Genomic DNA, 21,971 nt, shown 5'->3' on the forward strand with positions numbered 1-21,971 from the left:
CTTCCTGAGCGGGGGCGGGGTCGCCCGGGACGCGTGTCCCGGGCGTGTGCCGGTCTTTCCGCAGGTGAGGCCGGTAAGTGGATTGAAATCAAAACCTGTCGAAGTTATAAACCTCGGAGGGTCCCAACGTCAAGCGAAGGACGTCGATCGATATGGCCGAACCGGCGCAGGACCTCCGGCGGCTCCCCGGAGCCCGGGCCGGCCGCGACCCCGACCGGGCGATCAAGCGGGGCCCGAGCCGGCTCCCGCCCGAGGTGGTCGCCGCGACCCAGCGGGAACGCCTCTTCGACGGGCTGGTGCACACCGTCGCGCAGAAGGGCTACGTCAACGCCCGGGTGGGCGACATCTGCCTCGCGGCCGGCGTGACCCGACCGGCGTTCTACAGCCACTTCCAGGGCAAGGAGGACGCCTTCCTGGCCACCTACCGGCACGGCACCGACCTGCTGTGGTCCCTGCTGGAGACGGCCTACACCGCCGTCCCGCACTGGCCGGACGCGCTGCGTTCGGGACTGCGGCTGCTGCTGAGCGTCCTCGCCGGCGTGCCGAACTTCGCCCGCATGGCGATCGTGGAGATCGACGCCGTCGGGCCGGCCGGCTGGGCCGCGCGCGACGCGTTGCTGCTGCGCTTCCACACGTTCTTCGACGGGGCGCCCCGGCCGGTGGTGACCAGCCCCGGCGGTCTCACGGTCGATCACGAGGCGCTGGTGGGCTCCGTCGTCGGCGGCATCTACGCAACCATCCACCGGCACGTCGCCGCCGGCGAGCACGAACGCCTCACCGCGCAGGTGCCGGCGCTGACCTACTTCGCGCTGGTGCCGTTCCTCGGTCCCGGGGCGGCCGCGGCGGCGCTCGACGGCGACGGCGAGGAGGGGCCGGTCGTGGGCTGTTCGCACGCCTCTTGAGTTGACCTTAACTCGCGGGTAACTTCCGGAAACGAAATCAAAACCGTCGATGGTGGCGAGCCGGGGCCTTTCCGCAGGAGGCACCGGTCGCCCTCCGGGCTCCCCAGAGCCCGGGACTCGCCTGCCCTAGGGGGGAAAAGGATGTCGATCGACGTTGCCAAGACACCACAGGGGCGCACCAGATGGGCCCGCTTCGGGCTCACCATGGGGCTCTCCACCGCCGTGGCGGTCGTGCTCGCGGTGCTCACCGCGAACGGCGTGCTCGCGGCGTCGTTCCAGATCTCCGGCATGCCGTTCACGGTCACCGCGACCGAGCTGGAGGGCCAGGGCTTCCAGCAGTACGCGACGATCGACGAGATGCCGGAGGGCAGCCCCAACGCCGGAGACACCGGCGGCCAGGTCGTGGTCGTCGTCTCCGTCATCGGGGAGGCCAAGCTGACCAACCTGTGCCAGAGCGTCAACCTCGGCGGCGGCTTCCTGCGCATCACCGCCGGCGACAACGGCACACCGGTGCAGGCGACCACGCTGGTCGTGCACTCCGACGAGATCGCCGGTGACGCCTCGTTCCAGAACATCGTGATCGGGCAGGACGCCAGCACGCTCGACGCGGTTCCCGGGCAGCCGGGTGCGCTGGGTGTGTTCGGGCAGCAGGCCCAGCACATCGTGATCCGCAACCTGCGCCAGAACAACTACGCCACCACCGCGGCGGTCTTCACGCTGCCGCACCTGCGCATCGCGTTCGGCAGCCAGGGCTGCTGACGGTATGGAAGCGGCGATCGACGACATCGCCACCCCCGACCCGGACCCGGTGCGTTCCCCGCACCGGGTTCGGGTGCCCGCGTGGGTGGGCCGGGCGTGGCGGGCCTGGCGCGCGTGGCGGCGCAGCAGGCCGTTCTGGGGCGGCTGGTACGGGATCCTGGGCGGCGTCCAGATCCTGCTGACGCAGACCGCGCCGTTCGGGGTGATCATCCACATCGGACCGCAGGGCATGATCGGCTACGCGGTGCCCGTGGTGATGATCCTGTGCGGGCTGCTGCTGTGGTTCTCGCCGCAGCCGCGGGCGTTCTACGGCAGCCTGTTGCTGCTGCTGTCGCTGGCCTCGTGGATCACCTCGAACCTCGGCGGGTTCTTCATCGGGATGCTGCTCGGCATCATCGGCGGTTCGCTCGCGCTGACCTGGACCACCGAGCCGCGCAGCCGCCACACCCGTCGGCGGTGGCGGCGGCGCAAGGGCGCGTCAGACGAGGTGGGCGCGGCGCCAGTAGACCAGGGCGGGACCGCTGACCAGGCCGAGCCGACCGAGGTGCTCGACGGCCTTGGCGGCGGACCAGCGGATGGTGGCCCGGAAGTGGGGGTTGGCGAGGGCGGCGGCGCGTCCGCGGGAGCCGTCGATGCCGACCGCACGGTAGATGTCGGGGTGCACCAGCCGGCTGATGACCGCGGCGGCGGCCTGCCCGATGACGATCCGGGAGTACGCGAGCCGGAGCGGCCCTGACTTCTCCACCTGACGGACCAGCTCCTCGCGGGCGTAGCGCACGTGGCGCGCCTCCTCCACGACGTGGATGCGCGCCACCATGCGGATCAGCGGCTGCAGCGCCTCGTCGGCCATGACCTCCCGCTGGAACGCGTCGAGGATCTCCTCGGCGAGCAGGATGGAGGCGTACATATGCGCGCCCGTGGCCGTCGCCTTGAGCCAGCGCCCGAGCGCGTGGTCCCGCCGGCTGGCCCGGGTCGGTGCGACGCCCAGCCGTTCGATCAGCCGGCCGAACATGATCGAGTGCCGGCACTCGTCGGCGACCTCGGCGAGCGCGTACTGCGCGTGCCGGCTCGTCACGTCCTGGTCGTAGAACTCGCGGATGAGCATCTGCATCAGCACCGTCTCGAACCAGATCCCGGCGCTGGCCGCACCCGCGACCTCGTGCTTGGTCAGCTCCACCCGCTGGTCGTGGGACATCGCCGCCCACAGCTCGGTCCCGTAGAGGCTGCTGCGCTCGGGCGGCATCCAGAAGGCGCCCGGCGTGAACGGCGCCTCCCAGTCGATGGCCACGAGCGGGTCGTAGGAACGGCGCGTCGAGGCGGTGAGCAGGCGTTCGGCGGTGGTCTCGCGATCAGGAGAGGTGGTCGTCATGGCGGGCTCCCGGTATTGATGTTTCTCCGAGTACCTGTTACTTCTAGTATCGTGCAATCGAAATCGGACGGCGTCAATGGCGACCGGCGGCGCAGCCGCTGGGACGCGCACCGCGCGCGGCGGCGCACCGTTCTCGTCGCGGCCGCCGTGCAGGCCCTGCTGGAGCACGGCCCGACGGTCGACATGGGACAGGTCGCCGCGGCGGCCGGGGTCAGCAAGCCGGTGCTGTACCGGTACTTCGCCGACAAGGCCGAGCTGTGGCTCGCCGTCGGGGAGCACGTCGCCGGCCTTGTCGTCGAGGCGGTCACCCCGGCCGTGGCGCGCGTCGGCGCCGAGCGCGAGCTCGTCTCCGAGACCATCGACGCCTACCTGAGCGTCATCGACAGCCAGCCGGAGCTGTACCGGTTCCTGGTGCACCAGTCCGGGGTCCCCGGCATCCCCGGCGTGATCGCCGCCGCCTCCCGCACCATCTCCGCCGAACTGGCCCGCGTCGTCGGCGACAAACTGCGCGCCCTCGGGCTCGACGCGGGGCCGGCCGAGCCCTGGGCCTACGGCATGGTCGGCCTGGTCCAGTCCGTCGGCGACTGGTGGATCCGCCACGACCGGCCGATGACCCGGCAGGCGCTCACCGACTACCTCACCACCCTGCTCTGGCAGGGCCTCGACGGCGTGCGCGCCACCGCGGACCTGCCCTCGCTGCTGTTGAAGGAGGACAAGGAGCGTGACCGACGAACCTGACGAGGGCTACGCCGGTCCGGCCGTGCTCACCGCCGCCGGGCTCGACCTGCCCGTGACCGTGCGCCTGTCCGGCGCGATCGACCCGATCGACGGGGCCTACCGCTGGGGCGGGCGCATCGCGCCGCACACCCGCGTCGCGTCCCTGCTGCGCGACGGCATCCGCTCCGCCTCCCTCAGCCTGGACGGCCTGTCGCGGGAGGTCCGCCTCACCGAGGTCGACCCCTGGGGCGGGGTCCTGCTCAGCACCACCGCCCCGGCTCCTTGGCCGGTGCTCACGCCGGAGTCCCCGACCGGGGTAGAAGCGGTCGAGATCCTGGTGGTGGGCGCCGGCTTCGGCGGCATCGGTGCCGCGATCACGTTGGACCGCAACGGTTTCCACGACTTCCTGGTGCTGGAGGCCGCCGACGAGGTCGGCGGGACCTGGCGGGACAACACCTATCCCGGCTGCGCCTGCGACGTTCCCTCGCACCTGTACTCGTTCTCGTTCGCGCGCTATCCACAGTGGACCGAGACCTACTCCGGGCAGGAGACGATCCTGCGCTACCTGCGCGGCTGCGTGCGCCGGTTCGGGCTGACGCAGCGCGTGCGGCTCGGGACCCGGCTCGAGTCGGCGACCTGGTCCGGGGACCGGTGGGTGGTGGCCACGTCGCGCGGCGAGTTCCACGCCCGCGCGCTGATCGTCGCGACCGGGCCGCTGAGCGAGCCCTCCGTGCCGGACCTTCCCGGGCTTTCCTCCTTCGCGGGAACGTCGTTCCACTCGGCCCGCTGGCAGCACGGGCACGACCTCACCGGCCGGCGGGTCGCGGTCGTCGGCACCGGCGCGTCGTCGGCGCAGTTCGTGCCGCGCATCCAGCCCAGGGTCGGCGCGCTGACCGTCTACCAGCGCACGCCGCCGTGGGTCATGCCGCGCGGCTCCCGCCCGATCCGCACCGCCGAGCGCCGCCTCTACCGCTACCTGCCCGGCGCGCAACGGCTCGTGCGCGCCGGCCTCTACTGGACGCGGGAAAGTTGGGCGCTCGGGTTCCTGCACCCGGGGCTGATCCGTCGGGCGCAGCGGATCGCCGAGCACCACCTGCGCAAGCAAGTACCGGATCCGGTGCTGCGCGAGCGGCTCAGGCCCCGGTACGTCATGGGCTGCAAGCGCGTGATCCTCTCCGACGACTACCTGCCGAGCCTCACCCGGGACAACGTCACCGTCGTCGACACGCCGATCCGGGAGGTCGTCGCCGACGGGGTGGTCACCACGGACGGCGTGCACCGTCCCGCCGACACGCTCATCCTCGCCACCGGGTTCAAGGTGACCGACCCGAGCGTCGCCCACCGGGTGCGCGGCCGCGACGGGCGCACCCTCGCCGAGGCGTGGCGCCCGTCGATGCGCGCCTACCACGGCACCACGGTCGCCGGGTTCCCCAACCTCTTCGTGCTGCTCGGCCCGAACACCGGGCTGGGCCACACCTCCGTCGTCATCATGATCGAAAGTCAGCTCCGGCACGTCGTCGACGTGCTCCGCCACCGCCGCAGGACGGGAGCGACCGCGATGGAACCCACCGAGGCGGCCCAGCGCCGCACCAACGAGAGGCTCGACCGCAGGCTCGCCGGGACCGTCTGGTCCAGGGGCGGCTGCGACAGCTGGTACCTCGACGCCACCGGCCGCAACTCGACCCTCTGGCCGGGCTTCGCGACGTCGTTCCGGCGCACGCTCGCCCGCTTCCGCCCGGGCGACTACCGGACCGTCGGAGGTGCGAAATGACCGAGCCGCTGCGCGGGAGAACCGTGCTCATCACCGGCGCCGCCCGGGGGATCGGGGCGGAGACCGCCCGCCTCGCCGCCGCACGCGGTGCGCGGATCGCCGCCGTCGGCCTCGAGCCGGAACGCCTCGCCGCGCTCACCGCCGACCTCGACGCCACCGCGCCCTCGCCCGCCGGCAGGCACACCTGGGCCGAGTGCGACGTCACCGACCAGGCCGCCCTGGAGGCCGCCGTCTCGTCCACGGTGGACACTCACGGGCGCCTCGACGTGGTGCTCGCCAACGCCGGCATCGCCAGCCTCGGCACCGTCGCCGTCTCCGGCGCCGACGCGATGGTCCGCGCCGTCGACGTGAACCTCAACGGGGTCGTGCGCACCGCCGCCGCCACGCTGCCGCACCTGCGCGATTCGCACGGCTACCTGCTGATGGTCTCCTCGGCGGCGGCGTTCACCGTGCTGCCCGGGATGGCGGCCTACTGCGCCTCCAAGGCGGGGGTGGAGTCGTTCGGAACGGTGCTGCGCATGGAGTGCGCGCGCAGCGGCGTCGCCGTCGGCACCGCGCACCCGATCTGGATCGACACCGACCTGGTGCGCGACGTGCAGGCCGACCTGCCGTCGTTCCGGGAGACGCTGGGCCGGCTGCCGTGGCCGCTCAACAAGGTGGTGCCGGTGCGGCAGTGCGCCGAGGCTCTGGTGCGCGCCATGCAACGGCGCAGCCGCCGGGTGTACGTGCCGAAGGCGCTCGGCGTCGTGTCGGCGCTGCGGACGTTCTACTGCGGGCCGGTCGCCGAGGCGGTGCTGCGCACCGGGGCGGAACGCATGCGGCGCATGGAGGCCGAGGTGCGGGCGCTCGACCGGAGGTTCGGGGCGCACAGCGCGGGCTACGGCGCCGCGGCCGTCGATAAACCGTCCACAGTGGACGGTGCGCCGTGAGCGTCAACTACTCGGTCGTCGGCGCGGGCGAGCCGCTGGTGCTGCTGCACGGGCTCGGGCACCGCTGGCAGGCCTGGGAACCGGTGCTGGACCGCCTCGCCGCGCAGCACCGCGTCTACGCCGTGGACCTGCCGGGCTTCGGACTCTCGCCGCTGCCGGCCGGCGAGCTGCCCGACGGCATGCCGGGCGTGCTCGAGGCGGTGCACGCGTTCCTCGACGCGCTCGGTCTCGAACGCCCGCACGTGTGCGGCAACAGCCTCGGTGGCGCGGTCGCACTGGAACTGGCCGTCACCGGGCGCGCCGCGTCGGCCACCGCGCTGTCGCCCGCCGGGTTCTGCACCGAGGCGGAGGCGCGGCGGGCGGTCGCGATCCTGCGGCGGATGCGCCTGTCGACCCTCCCGCCGGCCGCGGTGCTGCGCCTGGCGCTGGCCGTGCCGTTCGTGCGGGCGTGGTCGTTCGGGCCGCTGGTGACGAAGCCCGCCGCGCTGGCCGGCGAGCGGGCCCTCGGCGACGCGCTGGCGCTGCGCAACTCCACCGGCTTCCGGGCCGTCGCGCGGGCGGCGCACCACTACCGGTTCGCGGGTGCGCCGTCGGTGCCGGTGACGGTCGCGTGGGGGAGCGCGGACCGCATCCTCCAACCGCACCAGGCCGAACGCGCCCGCGAACTGCTGCCGCACGCCCGCCACGTGGCCCTGCCGGGCTGCGGGCACGTACCCATGAGCGACGCGCCCGACCTCGTCGCCGACCTGATCCTGTCGACCACCCGGACGCGGCACCACAGCGGTTCGTGACACTGCTGATTTCCCCGGAACGCGCCGGCCGCCGGCACCGGAGCCGCCGCACCGAACGTAGGCTGATCGCCGTCAATGAGCGGCGGAGGTGTTCGTGGCGGCGGATCCGGCCGGGCGGGGAGTCGTCGACGGGGCGTTCCGGCTGTTGCGCGCGCTGCCGGAGACCGTTCCCGGGCGGCAGATCGCGCAACTGGTGCGGCTCACCGACCTGCCCCGGCCGACCGTGCACCGGCTGCTGCGCCAGCTGCGCGAGGCGGGCGCGGTCGACCTCGTCGGGGAGCACTGGACGCTCGGCGCCGACCTGGTGCGCCTGGCCCGGCGGGTCGAACCGCACGCCGGGTTGCGCGCCTGCGCGCAGGACGTCCTGCGGGTGATCCGCGCCGAGACCGGCCTGTCGGCGACACTCGTCGTTCCGGAGCCGGCCTCGCCCGTGGTCCTGGAGATGGTGCCCGGCGCGCTGACGTTGCCGGTGGCCGTGCGACCCGGCGACGCGATGCCGGCGTTCACCGCGTCCGGGCGCGTGCTCGCCGCCGCCCGGCCGGCCTCGCCGAAGGACCGCCACGCCGGTGTCGCCGTCGACCACGGCGCCGTCTGGGCGGACTTCACCTGCTACGCCGTTGCGGTGCTGCTGCCCGGTGACCGGCGGGCGGCGCTGCAGATCTCCTCCGTCGACCGGCGCCCCGCGGAGCGCTTCGCGCCGCTGCTGCACCGGGCGGGCTTCGCCCTGCAGCAGCGCCTCGCCGCGTCCGCTCAGCGGACGCCGGCTGGTCCGGAGGCGCCCTGATCGCCAGGGTGGGACCGTCCGCGACGACGACGGAGGGATCTCTCGCCATGGTGGAACCGCGTTACGACTTCGTGGTGTGCGGCGCCGGCTCGGCCGGTTCGGCGCTGGCCGGGCGGCTGGCCGAGGACCCGGCCGTGTCGGTCCTGCTGGTCGAGGCGGGTGGCGAGGACCGGGGCCCGAGCATCGACGACCCGGAGCTGTGGCCGCTCAACCTGGGCACCGAGCGGGTGTGGAACTTCGCCACCGAGCCGGACCCCGGGGTCAACGGCAGGTCGCTGCCCTACGCGATGGGCCGGGTGCTGGGTGGCGGCGGCAGCGTCAACGTCTCCATCTGGATCCGTGGCCATCGCGACGACTGGGATTTCATCGCGCGGGAGACCGGCGATCCGGCGTGGGGCCACGAGGCCGTGCGGGAGACGTTCGACCGGATCGAGAACGACCCGATGTGGGTGCGGGACGCGACCGACCTCCACCCGTACGCGCAGGCGCTGCTCACCGCGGCGGGGGAGACGGGCTTCGCCCGCCACGACCACCCCAACGGCGCGCTGATGGAGGCCGAGCGCGGGGCCGCGCCGCGACAGGAGATCATCCGGAACGGCCGGCGCCAGTCGCCGTTCCGCTCCTACGTCGGGATGCGGCCCCGCCCTAACCTGACCGTGCTGAGCGGCACGCTCGTGACCGAGGTGCTGTTCGAGAAGAACCGCGCCGTCGGCGTGCGGCTGCGCGGCGGCGGAACGACCCGGGAGGTGCGCGCGTCGACCGAGGTGGTGCTCTCGCTCGGCGCGGTCAACACGCCCCGGACGCTCCTGCTCTCCGGCGTCGGCGACCCCCGCGAACTGGCGGCGCACTCGATCGCGCCGCGCGTGCACCTGCCCGGCGTCGGCCGCAACCTCAACGACCACGCGCTGATCAGCCTCGTGTGGCGGGCCGCCGACGGTGCCGAGCTGCGCGCCCCGGGGGAGAGCCGGGCCGGTGTCTTCTGGAACCTGACCGACGCGGCGCGGGAGCCGCCGGTATTCATGTACTCCACGTGCTCCGCCGCGGTGTCGCAGACCGTCGCCGCCCGCACCGTCCTGCCCGAACGCGTCGTCACCTTCATGATCGGGATGCGGATGCGCGGGACCGGCCGGGTCCGCCTCGCCTCCGCCGATCCGACGGTCGACCCGCTCATCAGCACCGGCTACTTCGCCGACCCCGCGGACCTCACCGCCGCGCGGCACGCGCTGGAGACCGCGCGGGCCGTCGGGACGGCCCCGGCGCTGCGCCCCTACCTCGCCGCCGAGGTGCTGCCCGGCCCCGTCGGCCGCGACGCGACGGCCGCCTACCTGCGCGACGTGGTGGAGACGTTCTGGCACCAGAGCGGCACGGCCAGGATGGGGCGGGACGACACGGCGGTCGTCGACCCGCGGCTGCGCGTCGTCGGCTGCGAAGGCCTGCGGGTGGCCGACGCCTCCGTGCTGCCGCGGGTGACCGTCGCCAACACCATGGCGCCGAGCGTGCTCGTCGGCGAGCGGGCCGCCGCGTTCATCCGCGCCGACCACGGACTGGCCGGCTGAGCGCCGGTCGACCGCTCAGCCGTCGGAGGGGCCGCCGTCGCCGGGGGCGGGTGCGCCGGCCTCCACCGGTGCGCGGCCGGCGCCCAGGTCGAAGTGCCGGACGCGGTTCTTCCCCTCGGACTTGGCGCCGTACATGGCCAGGTCGGCGCGGAAGACGAGTTCGGTGGCGGTGAGCGCGGACTCGGTGCTGCTGATGCCGATGCTGGCGCCGACCCGCACCGTGGCGAGGCCGCCGCCGATGACGATGGGCGCGTGGATGCGTTCGCACAGCTCGTACGCCAACGGCTCGGCGTCGTGCTCGTCGGGGAGCCCGGTCAGCAGCAGCGCGAACTCGTCGCCGCCGAAGCGCGCGGCCAGCCCGTTCGGCCCCGCCGCCGCCTGGATCCGGCGGGCCACCTCGATCAGCACCTCGTCGCCGGCGGCGTGCCCGTAGGTGTCGTTGACCTGCTTGAAGTCGTCCAGGTCGATGCTGAGCAGGACGACCGAGCCGGCCGGTTCGGTCTCCGCCGCGCGGACCAGTTCGGTGAAGAACAGTTCGCGGTTGGCGAGGCGGGTCAGGTAGTCGTGGTGGGCGCGGTACATCAGTTCGGCGCGCGAGCGCAGCCCCATCTCGCCGAGCACCACCTGGTGCATGAGGTTGCGGAACGCGTCGAACTCCACCGCCGTGATCGGCCGCGTGCGGCCCAGCACCAGGTAGCCGTCGGCGGTGGGCTCGACCCGCCAGTGCGCGATGTGCGGGGCGACGTCGGCGAACTCCTCCGCCGGCCGGCCCATCGCCTCGTCGGAGACCCCGCGCCCGCGCAGCTGTTCGGCCAGCCCGAGGGAGCGGGCCACCCGCAACTGGCCGTCCTGCGGCCGGACGATGATCAGCACGGTGCCCGGGTCGAGGGCGACCATGCGGGTGGCCAGATCCCGGCCGATCCGCTGCACCTCGTCGACGTCCTCGGCGGCCAGGATGCGTTCGCCGGCGCTGGCGAGCAGGGCGTCGCGGCCCGAGACCACCTGCTGCTGCAGGAGCACGTGGCGGACCTGGCGCATCACCAGCCCCACCGGCACCACCGACGGGATCATGCCGAGCACCTCCCCGGAACGCCACGACAGCGTCGCCGCGCCGGACAGCGCCGCCAGCGCCGTGCCGACCGGGAGCACGGCGAGGCCGAGCACGGTGCGCACCCCCCAGGCCCAGATCGACCCGTGCAACGCCAGCACGGCGAACACGGCGATGGTGATCATGACGGTGCGCATCGGCCACGGCATCGCCGCCGCGACGGCACACAGGAGCGCCGGCACGAGCACCGGTTCCAGCGGCACCGGCCGGGTGCGGAACGTCGTCCACGCCATGATCCCCAGAAGCGCGGCGATCGACGCCACCGCGGCGGTGCGCCACCCCGCGGAGATGTCGGCCGACAGCACCGGCACCGTGTGCGCCACGAGCGCCAACCCGGCGGCGGCGAACGCGATCCGCTGGGTGCGGCGCAGCGGCGCGTCGATCGGTGGCCGGGTCGAGGTGGGCACGGCGATACGATCGGCATCCGCCGCCGCCTTCTGAGCACCTGTGACGGGCCCCGCAGGGGGTCCACGCCGAGGCACTTGGGGACGCGGACGTGGCAGCGGAGTCGCAACGAAGCGAAGCGAGTGGAGCGCAGCGGTGCGGCTGGGAACCACGGTCGCGCGCCCGGCGGACGCGCGACAAGGGATCGAGAAGCACGCTCGACCGGCTACGAGCCGGCCCTACCCCTCCCGCAGGTAACGCAACACCGCCAACACCCGCCGGTGATCCGTCTCCACCGCCGGCAGGTCCAACTTCGTGAAGATCGCCGACACGTGCTTCTCCACGCTGCGCGGCGCCAACCCGAGCCGCCCCTGGATCGCCACGTTCGAACGCCCCTCGGCGAGCAGCGCCAGCACCTCCCGTTCGCGGGCGGTCAGCCGGGCCATGCCGGCGTCGACGGCCGGCGCGGCCAGCAGCTGGCGCACCACCTCCGGATCCAGGGCGGTGCCGCCACCGGCGACCCGGCGCAGCGCGTCGACGAACTCGCCCGAGCTCACCACCCGGTCCTTCAGCAGGTAGCCGACCTTCGACGCCTGGCGGGACAGCAGCTGCCGCGCGTAGGAGGTCTCGACCCACTGCGAGAGGACCAGCACGGCCGTCTCCGGATGCGCGGAACGGATGGTCAGCGCGGCGCGGATGCCCTCGTCGGTGTGCGTCGGCGGCATCCGCACGTCGACGACGGCGAGGTCGGGGCGGTGCGCGGCGACGGCGGCCAGCAGGTCGTCGGCGTTGTCCACCACCGCGCGCACCTCGACGCCGTGGTCGTCGAGCAGCGCGGCCATGCCGTCGCGCAGCAGCACGTTGTCCTCGGCGATCACGACCCGCAGCGTCGTTCCCGGCACGTTCACCGCCCCAGTGTCATGGTGATCGCCGTCGGCCCGCCCGCCGGGCTGTCGATCGCGAACGTCCCGTCCAGCGCCCGCGCCCGCTCGGCGAGCCCGCGCAGGCCCGAGCCGGTGCCGACCGCTGCGCCGCCACGCCCGTCGTCGCGCACCACGAGCCGCAGCCCGTCCCCGTCGCCGCGCACCCGCACCTCGGCCCGGGTGGCCGACGCGTGCCGGGTGACGTTCGCCAGCAGCTCCGCGACCGCGAAGTAGGCGGCCGTCGCGGTGGCGTCCGACGGCGCCACGGGCAGGTCGACGGCGAGCGTCGTCGGGACGGCGTTGCGCGCGGCGAGCGTCTCCAGCGCGGTGGCGAGGCCGGCGTCCAGGGCGGGCGGGTGGATGCGTCGCACGATGTCGCGCAGTTCGGCGAGGGCCTCGGTCACGGTCTCCTGCGCGGCCGTCACGAGGCCGGCGACCGCGGGATCGTCGACCCGCTGTTCGATCCGGGACAGGGTCACCCCGAGCGAGACGAGGCGGGCCTGCGTGCCGTCGTGCAGGTCGCGTTCGACCCGGCGCAGCGTCCGGGCGGCGTCCGCGGTGAGGACGTCGCGGCCGGTCTCCAGCGCCGCGATCCGTCTCCGCTCGCCGCCCGGCTCCAGCAGCACCCGGACCAGCACCCTGTCGACCCCCACGAGCAGACGGACCAGCCAGGGGAACGTCATGACAGCCGCGAAACCCTGCACCGACGGCCAGAGCGTCTGCGCCCACGTGGCGTCGTCGACCAGCCCGAACGCGTCCGGCACCACCAGCCACCACAGCGGATACGTGAGGAACAGCGTCCCGCTCACCACCAGCACCCCACCGAGGTAAGCGGCCGTGACGACCAGCGGGAAGTGCGCCAGGGCGTAGAGCAGCGCGCGCCACGCCACGCCGTCGCCGAGCACGGCCACGTAGCTGCGGCGCCGGCGCGGCGGCGGCGACGGCCAGTCCCACCCGAGGACGGCCCGCGCCGGGATCCGGTGCCAGCGCACGCTCGCCCGCGCGAGGACCAGCACACCGATCAGGACCGGCAGCCCGACCATCACCAGGGTGCCGACCGAGGCGACGATCCCGAGCACCCCCACCAGCACGAACGCCGGCACCGCGAAGAGCGTCGCCAGCAGCGCGTACGCGTACTCCCGCCAGGTGCGTGCGGCGAACGGCGCACCGAACAGCCGCCTCATTCCACCGCCGCCGCGACGACGTGCACCGGGCGCCCGCGGGTCAGCGCGACGGCCGGCGCGAGCGTCCCCGCGGCCACCACCCCGGCCGTGAGCGCGACGCCCGCCAGCAGATATCCGAACGGCACGTACGGCGCCGAACGCAGCACCGGCACCAGCACCGCCCCGGCGATCCCGGCGGCGAGCCCGAGAGCGGTGGCCGTCACCAGCACAGCCTCCCAGGCGACCACGGCGAGCACACGCCGGCGGGTCCCTCCGGCGAGCCGCGTGACGGCGAGGTCCCGCTGCCGCCCGACGAGCCCGGTGACGAGCGTGGCCACGGCGGCGATCGCGGCGAACGCGCAGTACACGGCCGTGCCGGAGTAGTCCGTCCAGAGTTCGCCGGCCGGCTCGCGCAGCCCGGTGCGGTGCGCCGGCGTGGTGTGCGAGGCCACCTTGACGAGGGCGAACGCCACCACGAGCACCAGCGGCACCAGCGCGCCCGACAGCGCCCGCGACGCGGCGGCCACGTTGTCGACGGCCAGCCGCACGATCCCCCGGCTGAACGGCCGCACCCGGGCCGCGACGCCGCGCAGCAGCACCGGCCCGAGCAGGCCCACGCCGACGCACATGGCGAGCATGACGAAGAACGCGTTCTCGCCGGCCCGCTCCGGCGCCTGCCGCGCCACGACGGCCGACAGCACCACCCCGGCCACGACCAGCCCGGCGCCGGCGAGGGCCCGCGGCGCGCCGATCCCCGGCCGGCGGGTGGCCGCCTCGGTCAGTGCGCGCGCCGGCCGGATCCGGGCCGGCCGAACGGCGGCCGCCAGCCCGCCCAGCACCGATGTCGCGATCCCGATGCCGATCACCATCGGCAGCACGGCGAGCGAGGGCGCGTACGCGACGACCCCCGGCAGGACACCGTGCTGGGTCAGCCCGCCGACCCAGGCGTGCCCCGCCCCGAGCCCGAACGGGTACCCGAGCCCGGCCGCCGGCACGGCCACGACCGCCGCCTGCAGCGCCACCGAGCGGCGGATCCGCCCCGGGGTGGCGCCGATGGCGCGCAGCAACGCGATGTCGCGCAGCTGGCGGGCGATCGCGAGGTTCATGGTGACGCCGACCAGCAGGATCGCCATGTACACCGCGATCAGCGCGAACGCCACCGCCGCCTCCGGCACCGAGGTCGCCTCGACGGCGGCGCGCTGCGCCGGGGACAGCGGTGCCGCGCCGAGCGACGCGGCGGTCGTGACCATCATCGTGATCACGGTCGACGCGACACACTGCGTGACGGTCGGCCCGAGCAACGCCCACTTGTGCCGCCGCAACGCCTGCGCGGTGATCCCCGCCCTCACGCCGCACGCCCGGCGCCGGCGAGTCCGGCCGCGGAGACGGCGCGCAGCCGTTCCGCGATGGCGACCGGATCGGGGGTCGGCCCGTCGGCGACGATCCGCCCGTCGCGCAGCAGCACCAGCCGGTCGCTGAACCCGGCCGCCCCCGGATCGTGCGTCACCATCACCACCGTCACGCCGTCCCGGTCGACGGCGTCGCGCAGCAGCCCGAGGACGGTGGCCCCGGTGCTCGGGTCCAGCGCGCCGGTGGGTTCGTCGGCGAAGACGACCGCCGGCCGGGTGATCAGCGCACGGGCCACGGCGACCCGTTGCCGCTGGCCGCCGGAGAGTTCGCCGACCGGGCGGGACGCCAGGCCGTCGAGGCCGACCGAGCGGAGCACCCCGTCGAGGTCGCCCCGGGGGCCGCCGAGCCGGCTGGGCAGCAGGACGTTCTGCCGCACGGTCAGCGCCGAGAGCAGGTTGTAGGACTGGAACACGAACCCGACCCGGTCGCGGCGCAGCCGGGTCAGCCGCCCCTCGCGCATCCGGGTGATGTCCCGCCCGGCCAGGCGCACCCGGCCGTGGGAGGGCCGGTCCAGCCCGGCGGCGCAGTGCAGCAGCGTGCTCTTGCCCGACCCGGTCGCTCCCATCACCGCCACGAACGTCCCCGCCGGCACCGCCAGCGACACCCCGTCGAGCGCGGCCGCCCGGCCGTATCGTTTGGTGACGTCGACCAGTTCCACCACAGGTTCCATGGGGAACGAGCCTGCCGGCCCCGGCGCGCCGGGACATCAGGGCCGGCCGTGCGCCCCGGGGTGCGGCTGTCCGCACCTCCTACGCGCGGCAGACGATCTCCCCGTGCAGCACCACGAACCAGCCGTCGTCCGACTCGGCCCAGCGCCGCCACCCCCGCGACACCCGGTTGAGGGTCGCCAGCGCCACGCCGGCGTCGAGCAGCTGCCGCGCGATGTCCGAACGCACGATGCGATCCGCCCACATCCCGCCCCAGTAGCGGCGTTCCTCGGGGGAGGCGTGGCACCACGTGTCGGCCGTCGCCGTCACCTCGGTGAAACCGGCCGCGCGGGCCCAGGAGAGCAGGCGCCGTCCGGCGTCGGGTTCGCCGCCGTTGGCGCGCGCCGCGCGCTGGTAGAGCGCCAGCCACTCGTCCAGTTCGGGCAGTTGGGGGAACCAGGTGAAGCCCGCGTAGTCGCCGTCGCGGGCGGCCACCACCCCGCCGTGGCGGCACACCCGGCGCATCTCGCGCAGCGCCTTCACCGGGTCCTGCAGGTGCTGCAGCACCTGGTGGGCGTGCACCACGTCGAAGCTCTCGTCGGGCAGGTCCAGGGCGTGCGCGTCGGCGACGACGAAGTCGATGTTGGTGGTGCCGCGGCGTTCGGCCTCGGCGCGGCACAGGTCCAACGCGGCGTCGGTCCGCTCGACGGCGGTCACCCGGCCGGGCGCCACCCGGGCGGCGAGGTCGACCGTGATGGTGCCCGGGCCGCAGCCGACGTCGAGCAGCGACATGCCGGGGCGCAGGTGCGGCAGCAGGTAGGCGGCCGAGTTCTCCGCCGTGCGCCACCGGTGCGAGCGCAGCACGGACTCGTCGTGTCCGTGGGTGTAGACGGTCATGGTCCGACCGTATCGGTTGTCCTGAATTTCGGGATATAGATCCCGTATGTTGGACGGGCTGGCGCTCTGAGGTCGCTGACATCTAACATTTCAGTCCATGATCTCGTGGGAACCCGTGCGGCGCACGCTGCTGCGCGACACCGCGTACGCGGCCATCCGCGACGCGATCGTGCGCGGCGACCTCGCCCCGGGCAGCCCCGTGCGCGACGCCGACCTCGCCGCCGGGCTCGGCCTGTCCCGGGCACCCGTTCGGGACGCGCTCGCCCGGCTCGTCGACGAGGGGCTCATCGAGACCAAGCCGCAGAGCTACACCCGGGTCACCGCGCTGCACACCCGAGAGGCCCGCGACGCCGCGGCGGTGGTCCGGGCGATGCACGAACTGGCCGTCGCCGCCGCCGTGCCGCTGTTCACGCCGGCTGATCTCGCCGACATGCGCGAGGCCAACCGGCGCTTCGACGCGGCGGTGAGCGCCGGCGACCTGGACGCCGCGCTGCGGGCCGACGACGACCTGCACGACGTGCCGCTGCGCGTGTGCGGCAACCGCGCGGCCAGCACCACCGTCGCCCGCTACACGCCGCTGATCCGCCGGCTCGAACGGCAGCGGTTCGGCACCGCGGGCGGCCACGAGTCCGTCGAGCGGCACGAACGGCTGATCGACGCCTGCGCCCGCGGCGACGTCGCGGCTGCCGTGGCCGTGACCGCGCTCATCTGGCGTTCCCTCGAAGAACTGGAGTGACCCGTGGCCATCAACGACTTCACCCGCTACCCCTTGCTGTTCGGACCCTCGCCGGTCCATCCGCTCGAACGGCTCAGCGCGCACCTCGGCGGCGCCGCCGTGTGGGCCAAGCGGGAGGACTGCAACAGCGGCATCGCGTTCGGCGGCAACAAGACCCGCAAGCTCGAGTACCTCGTCGCCGACGCCCTCGCGCAGGGCTGCGACACGCTCGTGTCCATCGGCGGCGTCCAGTCCAACCACACCCGCCAGGTGGCCGCCGTCGCCGCCCGCGCCGGGCTGAAGTGCGTGCTGGTGCAGGAGAGCTGGGTCGACTGGCCCGACGCCGTGTACGACAAGGTGGGCAACATCCTGATCAGCCGGCTCGCCGGCGCGGACGTGCGGCTGGTGAAGGCCGGGTTCGGCATCGGGTTCAAGGAGAGCTGGGAGCAGGCGCTCCGCTCGATCACCGAGTCCGGCGGCCGGCCGTACGCCATCCCGGCCGGCGCCTCCGACCACCGGCTCGGCGGCCTCGGCTTCGCCTCCTGGGCCCACGAGGTCGCCGCCCAGGAACGCGACCTGGGCGTCTTCTTCGACACGATCGTGGTCTGCTCGGTCACCGGCAGCACCCACGCCGGGATGATCGCCGGGTTCGCGTCGCTTCCCGACCCGGACGGGCGGCCGCGGCGGGTCCTCGGCATCGACGCATCCGCCAAGCCCGTGGAGACCCGCGACCAGGTGGCGCGCATCGCCCGGGCGACCGCTTCACTGATCGGCGTCGAGCGCGACCTCCGCGACGACGAGATCGAACTGGACGAGCGCTACCACGGCGGCGTGTACGGCATCCCCGACGCGGCCACGCTGGACGCCATGCGCCTGGCCGCCCGAACGGAGGGCATGGTCACCGACCCGGTGTACGAGGGCAAATCGATGGCGGCCCTCATCGATCTGGTGTCCCGCGGCGAGATCGCCCGCGACGCGACGGTGCTGTACGCCCACCTGGGCGGCCAGCCGGCCCTCAACGGCTACAGCGCCCTGTTCTCCTAGCGGACCGGGGCCGCACCGATGACCGGATGACACACCGGGTACGTCATCTCGCGCGGATGGCGTACCCCTGGTGTCATCCGGTCACTCGGCCCACCCGGCGCCCGCGTCCGGCGGTTCAAAAACGGCTCAGGTTTCCGCATCCGCCGCCGATGTCTCCGTGACGCTCCGTCGCCCTGGTGCGGCGGGCGCCAGGACCCGGGGGGAGCCGACCATGACGACCGCGACGCCGCCGACCTCGAGGGGCAAGCCGGAGCCCGCACCGAACGCGGACCCGCCCGCCGAGCCGGAGTCGCCCACGGCCTGGTCGCCGGTGGACCCCCCGCACGGCCCCGAACCGGCACTCCCGCCGTCGCACACCGCCACCCGACCCGAGGCGAGGCCCCTGCCCGAGGACGTCCCCCGGGCCCCGGCCGGTCCACGGGCCGGCATGGGCTCGCTGTGGGCGGAGGCCTCCGCACCCCGCCGCTCCGAACCGGGCGTCCAGGCGTTCCCCCTGCCCGAGACCGGCCCCCGTCCCGGCACGGCGCCCGCTCCCGAACGCGGCTCGCAGCGGGCCGCGGCCTCGGCACCCCACCACCCCGACGCGACGGCAACGCCCGGGGCCGGCCCGCGCCCCATGGGTCCGGCCGCGGATCCGCCGTGGACGAACGGCGCGACACCCGGCGCCCGCACGCCCGACGGCCCCACGCCCGGCCCGCCGACGGCTCCACTACGCCCCGATGCCGGCCTACGCCCCGATCCAGGTCCGCGGTCGGCCGAGGACCTGGAAGCTCCCTGGGTCGAAGGCCCGGCGGCGACCGGGCTGCTGCGCGCACCGGGCTCCTGGTCGGGCCTCAGCGCGGACGCCGACGCCGACCCGGACCGGTACCCGAACCCCGACGCCGGCTCGCACCCGGATGCCCGCGCGAGCACCGAGCCGGGCCCCGGTGTCGGCCTACGTACGGAGGCCGGTTTGCCGGGCGACGGTGCGCCTCGGACCGGGCCCGGAGCCGGACTCACGGACGTTGCGCCCGGACCCGCCGGGTCGGGCGGAGCTGCGCCCGCGCAGTCCCGGTTGAGCGGCGCGGCCTTCGGCCCCACCGGCACCGCACCCGCTCCCGGCGGTCCCGGCGGCGTGCTGCCCGGCCACGGCGGCCCTGGCGGCGTTGCGCCCGGCCCTGACGGTGTGGCCTCCGGGGCAGGCGGCGTGATGTCCGGTTCCACCGGCGTGGCCGCGGGGCCAGGCGGGGTGAAGCCCGGTTCCACCGGCCCGGCCTCCGGGCCTGGCGCCGTGGCGCCCGGCTCCACCGGTACGACAGCCGGCTCCACCGACACCGCCCCGCGACCCACCGCCCCGCACACGACGCCCACCGCCCCGCACAGGATGCCCACCGGCACCGAACCCACCGCTGTCCACCCCGCCCCGCAGCCGCCCGCCGCGCCGTCCAAGCCCGAGCGCGCCGCCCGCACCCAGGTCCAACCCCGGATACACCCGAGGGGCCGCGCCGCGCCGGCCGACCCGGAGCCCGAGGGCCGCAACGTCAGCATGCGCACCCTCGTGGCGTTCGCGGTGGCGGGCTGGCTCCTGACGACCGTGCTCGTCGTGGCGGCGCTGGCGGGCTTCGGCCCACGGGGCCCGCAGGGCGTTCCGGGCGCCCCGGGGCCGCAGGGCTCGCAGGGCGCCGACGGCCGGCCGGGTCCCCAGGGCGAGACCGGCCCCGAGGGGCCGAAGGGCGACCCGGGCCCGACCGGCCCGATGGGTTCCGCGCCGGCGCAGGGCTCGGCGACCCCGTCGGCCACGCGCTCGAACGGCTGAGGCGTTGGTGCTCACGAAGCGGATGACGGCGCTGCTGGTGGCCGGCGTGCTCGGCTGGGGCGTCGTCACCGGCATGCTGATCGCGACGGTGGCCGGCATCGGCCCCCGGGGTGAGCAGGGCGCACGGGGCGCCGCCGGGCCGGCCGGTCCCGCCGGGACGGACTCGGTGATCGTGGGGCCGGCGGGATTCCCCGGACCGAAGGGGCCGGCCGGCGATCCGGGCCCGCCCGGCCCGGCGTACACGCCGACGGCGCACGTCGTGTTCGACATGTCCGGTCAGCGGCCGTTCACCGGCAACAAGACGAACGTGCGCCCCGGCGTCCCGTTCACGATCGCGTACCGGTACACGTGCACCGGCGCGACGCCGTTCCTCACCATCACCTGGAACGGCGACAACAAGGACATCGGCCTGGTCCGCCTCGACGGCGCCACCGGCACCGGCGAACGGAGCCTGAACGTCGTGGCCCCGGCCGGCACCGTGCAGATCGGCGGCGCCGACACCTGCACGTGGAACGTCAAGATCACTCAGACGTTCTGACCCGGGTGCTCAGGCGACGGCCCCGGCGCGGCCGAGGTGGCGGGCGTAGCGCTCGGGATACTCGGCGGCGCGCGGCCGGTACAGTTCCGTGGCCTCGGCCGCGTCGGTCCGCGCCCGCTCCGGCTCGCCGGCGGCGGCCCACGCCTCGGCCGACAGCACCAGGGCCCGGGCCAGGTCGTCGCCGTACCGGGCGGGATCGCGGCCGGCCAGCCGCCGGAACCGGGCGACGGCCTCGTCGGCGGCCTCCCGGGCCCGGTCGTGCTCGCCGCGTCGGGACCGGACGCGGGAATGCTCGGCGAGGGCGTCGGCGAGTTCACCCTCCAGGTCCGGCTCGGCGTGGAAGAACCGGCGCAGCAGCTCGACCGCCGCCGAGGTGGCCTCCAGCGCCGCGGCGTGCCGGTTCATCGTGGACAGCGCGATCGCGAGGTTGGTCCGGGTGTGCGCCTGGATGGGTCCGGCGCCCGCCAGCGGCACGGCCCGCCGGGCGTCCTGGACCGCCGGCTCGGGCCGGTCGAGCGCGGACAGCACGATCGACCGGTTGTTGAGCAGGACCGCCAGCACCGGTCCGACCGCCGGCGGGTCGTCCGTGAGGTTGCCGTGGGCGAGGTCCACGGCCTCGGTGAGCGCGCGCAGCGCCTCGTCGTCGCGGCCGACCGCGTGCAGCCGCATCCCGAACGTGTTCAGGATCCGGCAGAGGTCCAGCTCGGGGCCGCGCCGCGCGCGTCGCCACATGCGGCGAAGGGAGGGCCAGTCACGGGGCAGCCAGTCCGCCGACTCGTCGTCGTCCGGCCGGCGCAGCCGGGCCTCGTTGCGACGGTACTTCGCCCGGGCCGTGGCCACCTCGTCGCGCATGATGGCGACGGCCTCCTCGGCGGCGGCCAGCGCCTCCCGGTGGCGGCCCAGCTCCACCAGCCGGCCCGCCACGTTGTTGAGGACGGCGCCGACGTCGTGGCGGCCGGAGCCGTGCTCGGGCGCATCGTCGCGGATGACGGCGACCGTCTCGGTGTATGCCTCGAACGCCTCGTCGTAGCGCCGGCAGGCGGCCAGCCGCCGACCGTGCGCGAAGATCTCGAGCGCGACCAGCGTCGCCGCGTTCGCCGCGGGTGTGCTGCGGGTGCGGTGGTAGCGCAGGTTGTCGGTGGAGATCTCCAGCGCCTCCTCGTACCGGCCCACGGCGGCCAGGCGGTCCGCGTAATGCCCCCGCGCGTGGGCGATCGCGAGCGCCTTCTCCTTTCCGGTGGAACGTTCGGGCCTGGCCTGTGCCTGCGCGACCTCCGCGGCGGCCGAGGCGAGGGCCTCCTCGTGCCGGCCCAGCCGGCCGCAGAGGTCGGTCCTGCGCCAGGCCGCGTCGGCCGCCGAGTCCGCCGCGTGGTCCACCGTGTCGACCAGCCCCAGCCAGGCCTCGGCCGCCTCTTCGGCCAGCGGGAGCGCCTCGGCCCACTGCTCCCGCTGCACCAGGAGCCGAACGGCGGCGGTCAGCGCAGAGGCGAGGCTCTGCCGGTACAACTGCGGATGCGCGGCCACCAGCTGCCGGTACAGCGGCAGCAGTTCGGTGTATCCGAGCAGCGCCAGATCCGGCCGGCCGTGCCCGGCCAGTTCGTCGGCGACGGTGCGTAGCGTGGCGGGCAGCTCGTCCGGCCGCTCCCACGCCTCGTGCGGTGCGGCCCGCAACGCCTCGATCCGATCGATCAGCCGGCCGGAGCCGCCGACGACGGACAACACCACGGTGCGCGTGAGGCGTTCGGTCACCGCACCGGGATACCAGACCG

At 74.7% G+C, this 21,971-nt stretch carries 21 protein-coding genes and 1 pseudogene; 13 read left to right on the top strand and 9 right to left on the bottom strand.

Annotation, left to right across the window (positions count from 1 at the left end; translation table 11 throughout):
- Nucleotides 1–152: 152 nt before the first annotated feature.
- The 3 genes and pseudogenes from Val02_RS11810 to Val02_RS47250 form a co-directional block, all read left to right on the top strand.
- Nucleotides 153–902 carry a TetR/AcrR family transcriptional regulator gene (locus Val02_RS11810; RefSeq protein ID WP_203899022.1) on the top strand — a complete coding sequence of 250 codons (750 nt, stop codon included), beginning with the start codon at nt 153–155 and terminating at the stop codon, nt 900–902.
- A 141-nt stretch (nt 903–1,043) separates the two neighbouring features.
- Nucleotides 1,044–1,661, top strand: coding sequence for a DUF6230 family protein (locus Val02_RS11815; RefSeq protein WP_203899023.1), 618 nt, complete (start codon nt 1,044–1,046; stop codon nt 1,659–1,661).
- Nucleotides 1,662–1,665: 4 nt separating this feature from the next.
- Nucleotides 1,666–2,025 (top strand): annotated as a pseudogene (locus tag Val02_RS47250) (DUF6114 domain-containing protein); the annotation flags it as partial.
- Here the strand turns inward: Val02_RS47250 and Val02_RS11820 are convergent.
- The gene (locus Val02_RS11820; protein ID WP_203899024.1) at nt 1,968–2,108 is read right to left on the bottom strand and encodes a hypothetical protein; all 141 of its coding nucleotides are present in this window, start codon (nt 2,106–2,108) and stop codon (nt 1,968–1,970) included. The pseudogene Val02_RS47250 and the gene Val02_RS11820 overlap by 58 nt on opposite strands.
- A gap of 31 nt (nt 2,109–2,139) precedes the next feature.
- A complete protein-coding gene (locus Val02_RS11825; RefSeq protein WP_203899025.1) occupies nt 2,140–3,030 on the bottom strand; it encodes an AurF N-oxygenase family protein in 891 nt (296 codons plus the stop codon).
- A 51-nt stretch (nt 3,031–3,081) separates the two neighbouring features.
- On the opposite strand from Val02_RS11825, the gene Val02_RS11830 reads away from it, so the two are divergent.
- From Val02_RS11830 to Val02_RS11855, 6 genes are all read left to right on the top strand, one after another.
- Complete coding sequence (locus tag Val02_RS11830) at nt 3,082–3,768, top strand: TetR family transcriptional regulator (protein ID WP_239152740.1); 687 nt, start codon at nt 3,082–3,084, stop codon at nt 3,766–3,768.
- Nucleotides 3,752–5,518: a DUF4873 domain-containing protein gene (locus Val02_RS11835; protein ID WP_203899027.1), complete on the top strand. Its 1,767-nt coding sequence runs from the start codon at nt 3,752–3,754 to the stop codon at nt 5,516–5,518. The genes Val02_RS11830 and Val02_RS11835 overlap by 17 nt, the downstream gene beginning before the upstream one ends.
- Nucleotides 5,515–6,447: a short-chain dehydrogenase/reductase gene (locus Val02_RS11840; RefSeq protein ID WP_203899028.1), complete on the top strand. Its 933-nt coding sequence runs from the start codon at nt 5,515–5,517 to the stop codon at nt 6,445–6,447. The genes Val02_RS11835 and Val02_RS11840 overlap by 4 nt, the downstream gene beginning before the upstream one ends.
- Nucleotides 6,444–7,238, top strand: coding sequence for an alpha/beta fold hydrolase (locus tag Val02_RS11845; protein WP_239152742.1), 795 nt, complete (start codon nt 6,444–6,446; stop codon nt 7,236–7,238). Before Val02_RS11840 ends, Val02_RS11845 begins: the two co-directional genes overlap by 4 nt.
- A gap of 94 nt (nt 7,239–7,332) precedes the next feature.
- A complete protein-coding gene (locus Val02_RS11850; protein WP_203899029.1) occupies nt 7,333–8,022 on the top strand; it encodes an IclR family transcriptional regulator in 690 nt (229 codons plus the stop codon).
- Between the two features lie 47 nt (nt 8,023–8,069).
- Nucleotides 8,070–9,578, top strand: coding sequence for a GMC family oxidoreductase (locus tag Val02_RS11855; protein WP_203899030.1), 1,509 nt, complete (start codon nt 8,070–8,072; stop codon nt 9,576–9,578).
- Nucleotides 9,579–9,593: 15 nt separating this feature from the next.
- Here Val02_RS11855 and Val02_RS11860 read toward each other — a convergent pair whose 3' ends face one another.
- From Val02_RS11860 to Val02_RS11885, 6 genes are all read right to left on the bottom strand, one after another.
- Nucleotides 9,594–11,093, bottom strand: coding sequence for a GGDEF domain-containing protein (locus Val02_RS11860; RefSeq protein ID WP_203899031.1), 1,500 nt, complete (start codon nt 11,091–11,093; stop codon nt 9,594–9,596).
- A 216-nt stretch (nt 11,094–11,309) separates the two neighbouring features.
- Nucleotides 11,310–11,957 (bottom strand): response regulator transcription factor, encoded by a 648-nt coding sequence (locus tag Val02_RS11865; RefSeq protein WP_203899172.1) that lies wholly within the window; start codon nt 11,955–11,957, stop codon nt 11,310–11,312.
- A gap of 17 nt (nt 11,958–11,974) precedes the next feature.
- Nucleotides 11,975–13,177 carry a sensor histidine kinase gene (locus Val02_RS11870; protein ID WP_203899032.1) on the bottom strand — a complete coding sequence of 401 codons (1,203 nt, stop codon included), beginning with the start codon at nt 13,175–13,177 and terminating at the stop codon, nt 11,975–11,977.
- Nucleotides 13,174–14,505, bottom strand: a complete 1,332-nt coding sequence (locus Val02_RS11875) for an FtsX-like permease family protein (RefSeq protein WP_203899033.1) — start codon at nt 14,503–14,505, stop codon at nt 13,174–13,176. The genes Val02_RS11870 and Val02_RS11875 overlap by 4 nt, the downstream gene beginning before the upstream one ends.
- Nucleotides 14,502–15,236, bottom strand: a complete 735-nt coding sequence (locus tag Val02_RS11880) for an ABC transporter ATP-binding protein (protein WP_203899034.1) — start codon at nt 15,234–15,236, stop codon at nt 14,502–14,504. Before Val02_RS11880 ends, Val02_RS11875 begins: the two co-directional genes overlap by 4 nt.
- 79 nt (nt 15,237–15,315) lie before the next feature.
- Complete coding sequence (locus tag Val02_RS11885) at nt 15,316–16,110, bottom strand: class I SAM-dependent methyltransferase (protein WP_203899035.1); 795 nt, start codon at nt 16,108–16,110, stop codon at nt 15,316–15,318.
- Nucleotides 16,111–16,207: 97 nt separating this feature from the next.
- Between Val02_RS11885 and Val02_RS11890 the strand changes: the two genes are divergently transcribed.
- The 4 genes from Val02_RS11890 to Val02_RS11905 all read left to right on the top strand — a co-directional run bounded on the left by Val02_RS11890 (nt 16,208) and on the right by Val02_RS11905 (nt 20,202).
- Nucleotides 16,208–16,846 (top strand): GntR family transcriptional regulator, encoded by a 639-nt coding sequence (locus tag Val02_RS11890; RefSeq protein ID WP_203899036.1) that lies wholly within the window; start codon nt 16,208–16,210, stop codon nt 16,844–16,846.
- A gap of 3 nt (nt 16,847–16,849) precedes the next feature.
- On the top strand, nt 16,850–17,869 hold the full coding sequence (locus tag Val02_RS11895; RefSeq protein WP_203899037.1) for a 1-aminocyclopropane-1-carboxylate deaminase: 1,020 nt from the start codon (nt 16,850–16,852) through the stop codon (nt 17,867–17,869).
- Nucleotides 17,870–18,080: 211 nt separating this feature from the next.
- Nucleotides 18,081–19,664 (top strand): collagen-like protein, encoded by a 1,584-nt coding sequence (locus tag Val02_RS48175; RefSeq protein ID WP_275415565.1) that lies wholly within the window; start codon nt 18,081–18,083, stop codon nt 19,662–19,664.
- A gap of 7 nt (nt 19,665–19,671) precedes the next feature.
- Entirely contained in the window at nt 19,672–20,202 is a 531-nt protein-coding gene (locus Val02_RS11905; RefSeq protein ID WP_203899038.1) for a hypothetical protein, read from the top strand.
- Nucleotides 20,203–20,211: 9 nt separating this feature from the next.
- Here Val02_RS11905 and Val02_RS11910 read toward each other — a convergent pair whose 3' ends face one another.
- A complete protein-coding gene (locus Val02_RS11910) occupies nt 20,212–21,951 on the bottom strand; it encodes a tetratricopeptide repeat protein (protein WP_203899039.1) in 1,740 nt (579 codons plus the stop codon).
- Nucleotides 21,952–21,971: the final 20 nt, after the last annotated feature.

This window comes from Virgisporangium aliadipatigenens, assembly GCF_016863615.1.
GTDB lineage: Bacteria > Actinomycetota > Actinomycetes > Mycobacteriales > Micromonosporaceae > Virgisporangium > Virgisporangium aliadipatigenens.

Excerpts from the sequence above, each read along its gene's own strand:
- Val02_RS11810 (WP_203899022.1), top strand. The coding sequence starts at position 153 with ATGGCCGAACCGGCGCAGGACCTCCGGCGGCTCCCCGGAGCCCGGGCC.
- Val02_RS11815 (WP_203899023.1), top strand. The coding sequence starts at position 1,044 with ATGTCGATCGACGTTGCCAAGACACCACAGGGGCGCACCAGATGGGCC.
- Val02_RS11825 (WP_203899025.1), bottom strand. The coding sequence starts at position 3,030 with ATGACGACCACCTCTCCTGATCGCGAGACCACCGCCGAACGCCTGCTC.
- Val02_RS11840 (WP_203899028.1), top strand. The coding sequence starts at position 5,515 with ATGACCGAGCCGCTGCGCGGGAGAACCGTGCTCATCACCGGCGCCGCC.
- Val02_RS11855 (WP_203899030.1), top strand. The coding sequence starts at position 8,070 with ATGGTGGAACCGCGTTACGACTTCGTGGTGTGCGGCGCCGGCTCGGCC.
- Val02_RS11870 (WP_203899032.1), bottom strand. The coding sequence starts at position 13,177 with ATGAGGCGGCTGTTCGGTGCGCCGTTCGCCGCACGCACCTGGCGGGAG.
- Val02_RS11880 (WP_203899034.1), bottom strand. The coding sequence starts at position 15,236 with ATGGAACCTGTGGTGGAACTGGTCGACGTCACCAAACGATACGGCCGG.
- Val02_RS11885 (WP_203899035.1), bottom strand. The coding sequence starts at position 16,110 with ATGACCGTCTACACCCACGGACACGACGAGTCCGTGCTGCGCTCGCAC.
- Val02_RS11890 (WP_203899036.1), top strand. The coding sequence starts at position 16,208 with ATGATCTCGTGGGAACCCGTGCGGCGCACGCTGCTGCGCGACACCGCG.
- Val02_RS48175 (WP_275415565.1), top strand. The coding sequence starts at position 18,081 with ATGACGACCGCGACGCCGCCGACCTCGAGGGGCAAGCCGGAGCCCGCA.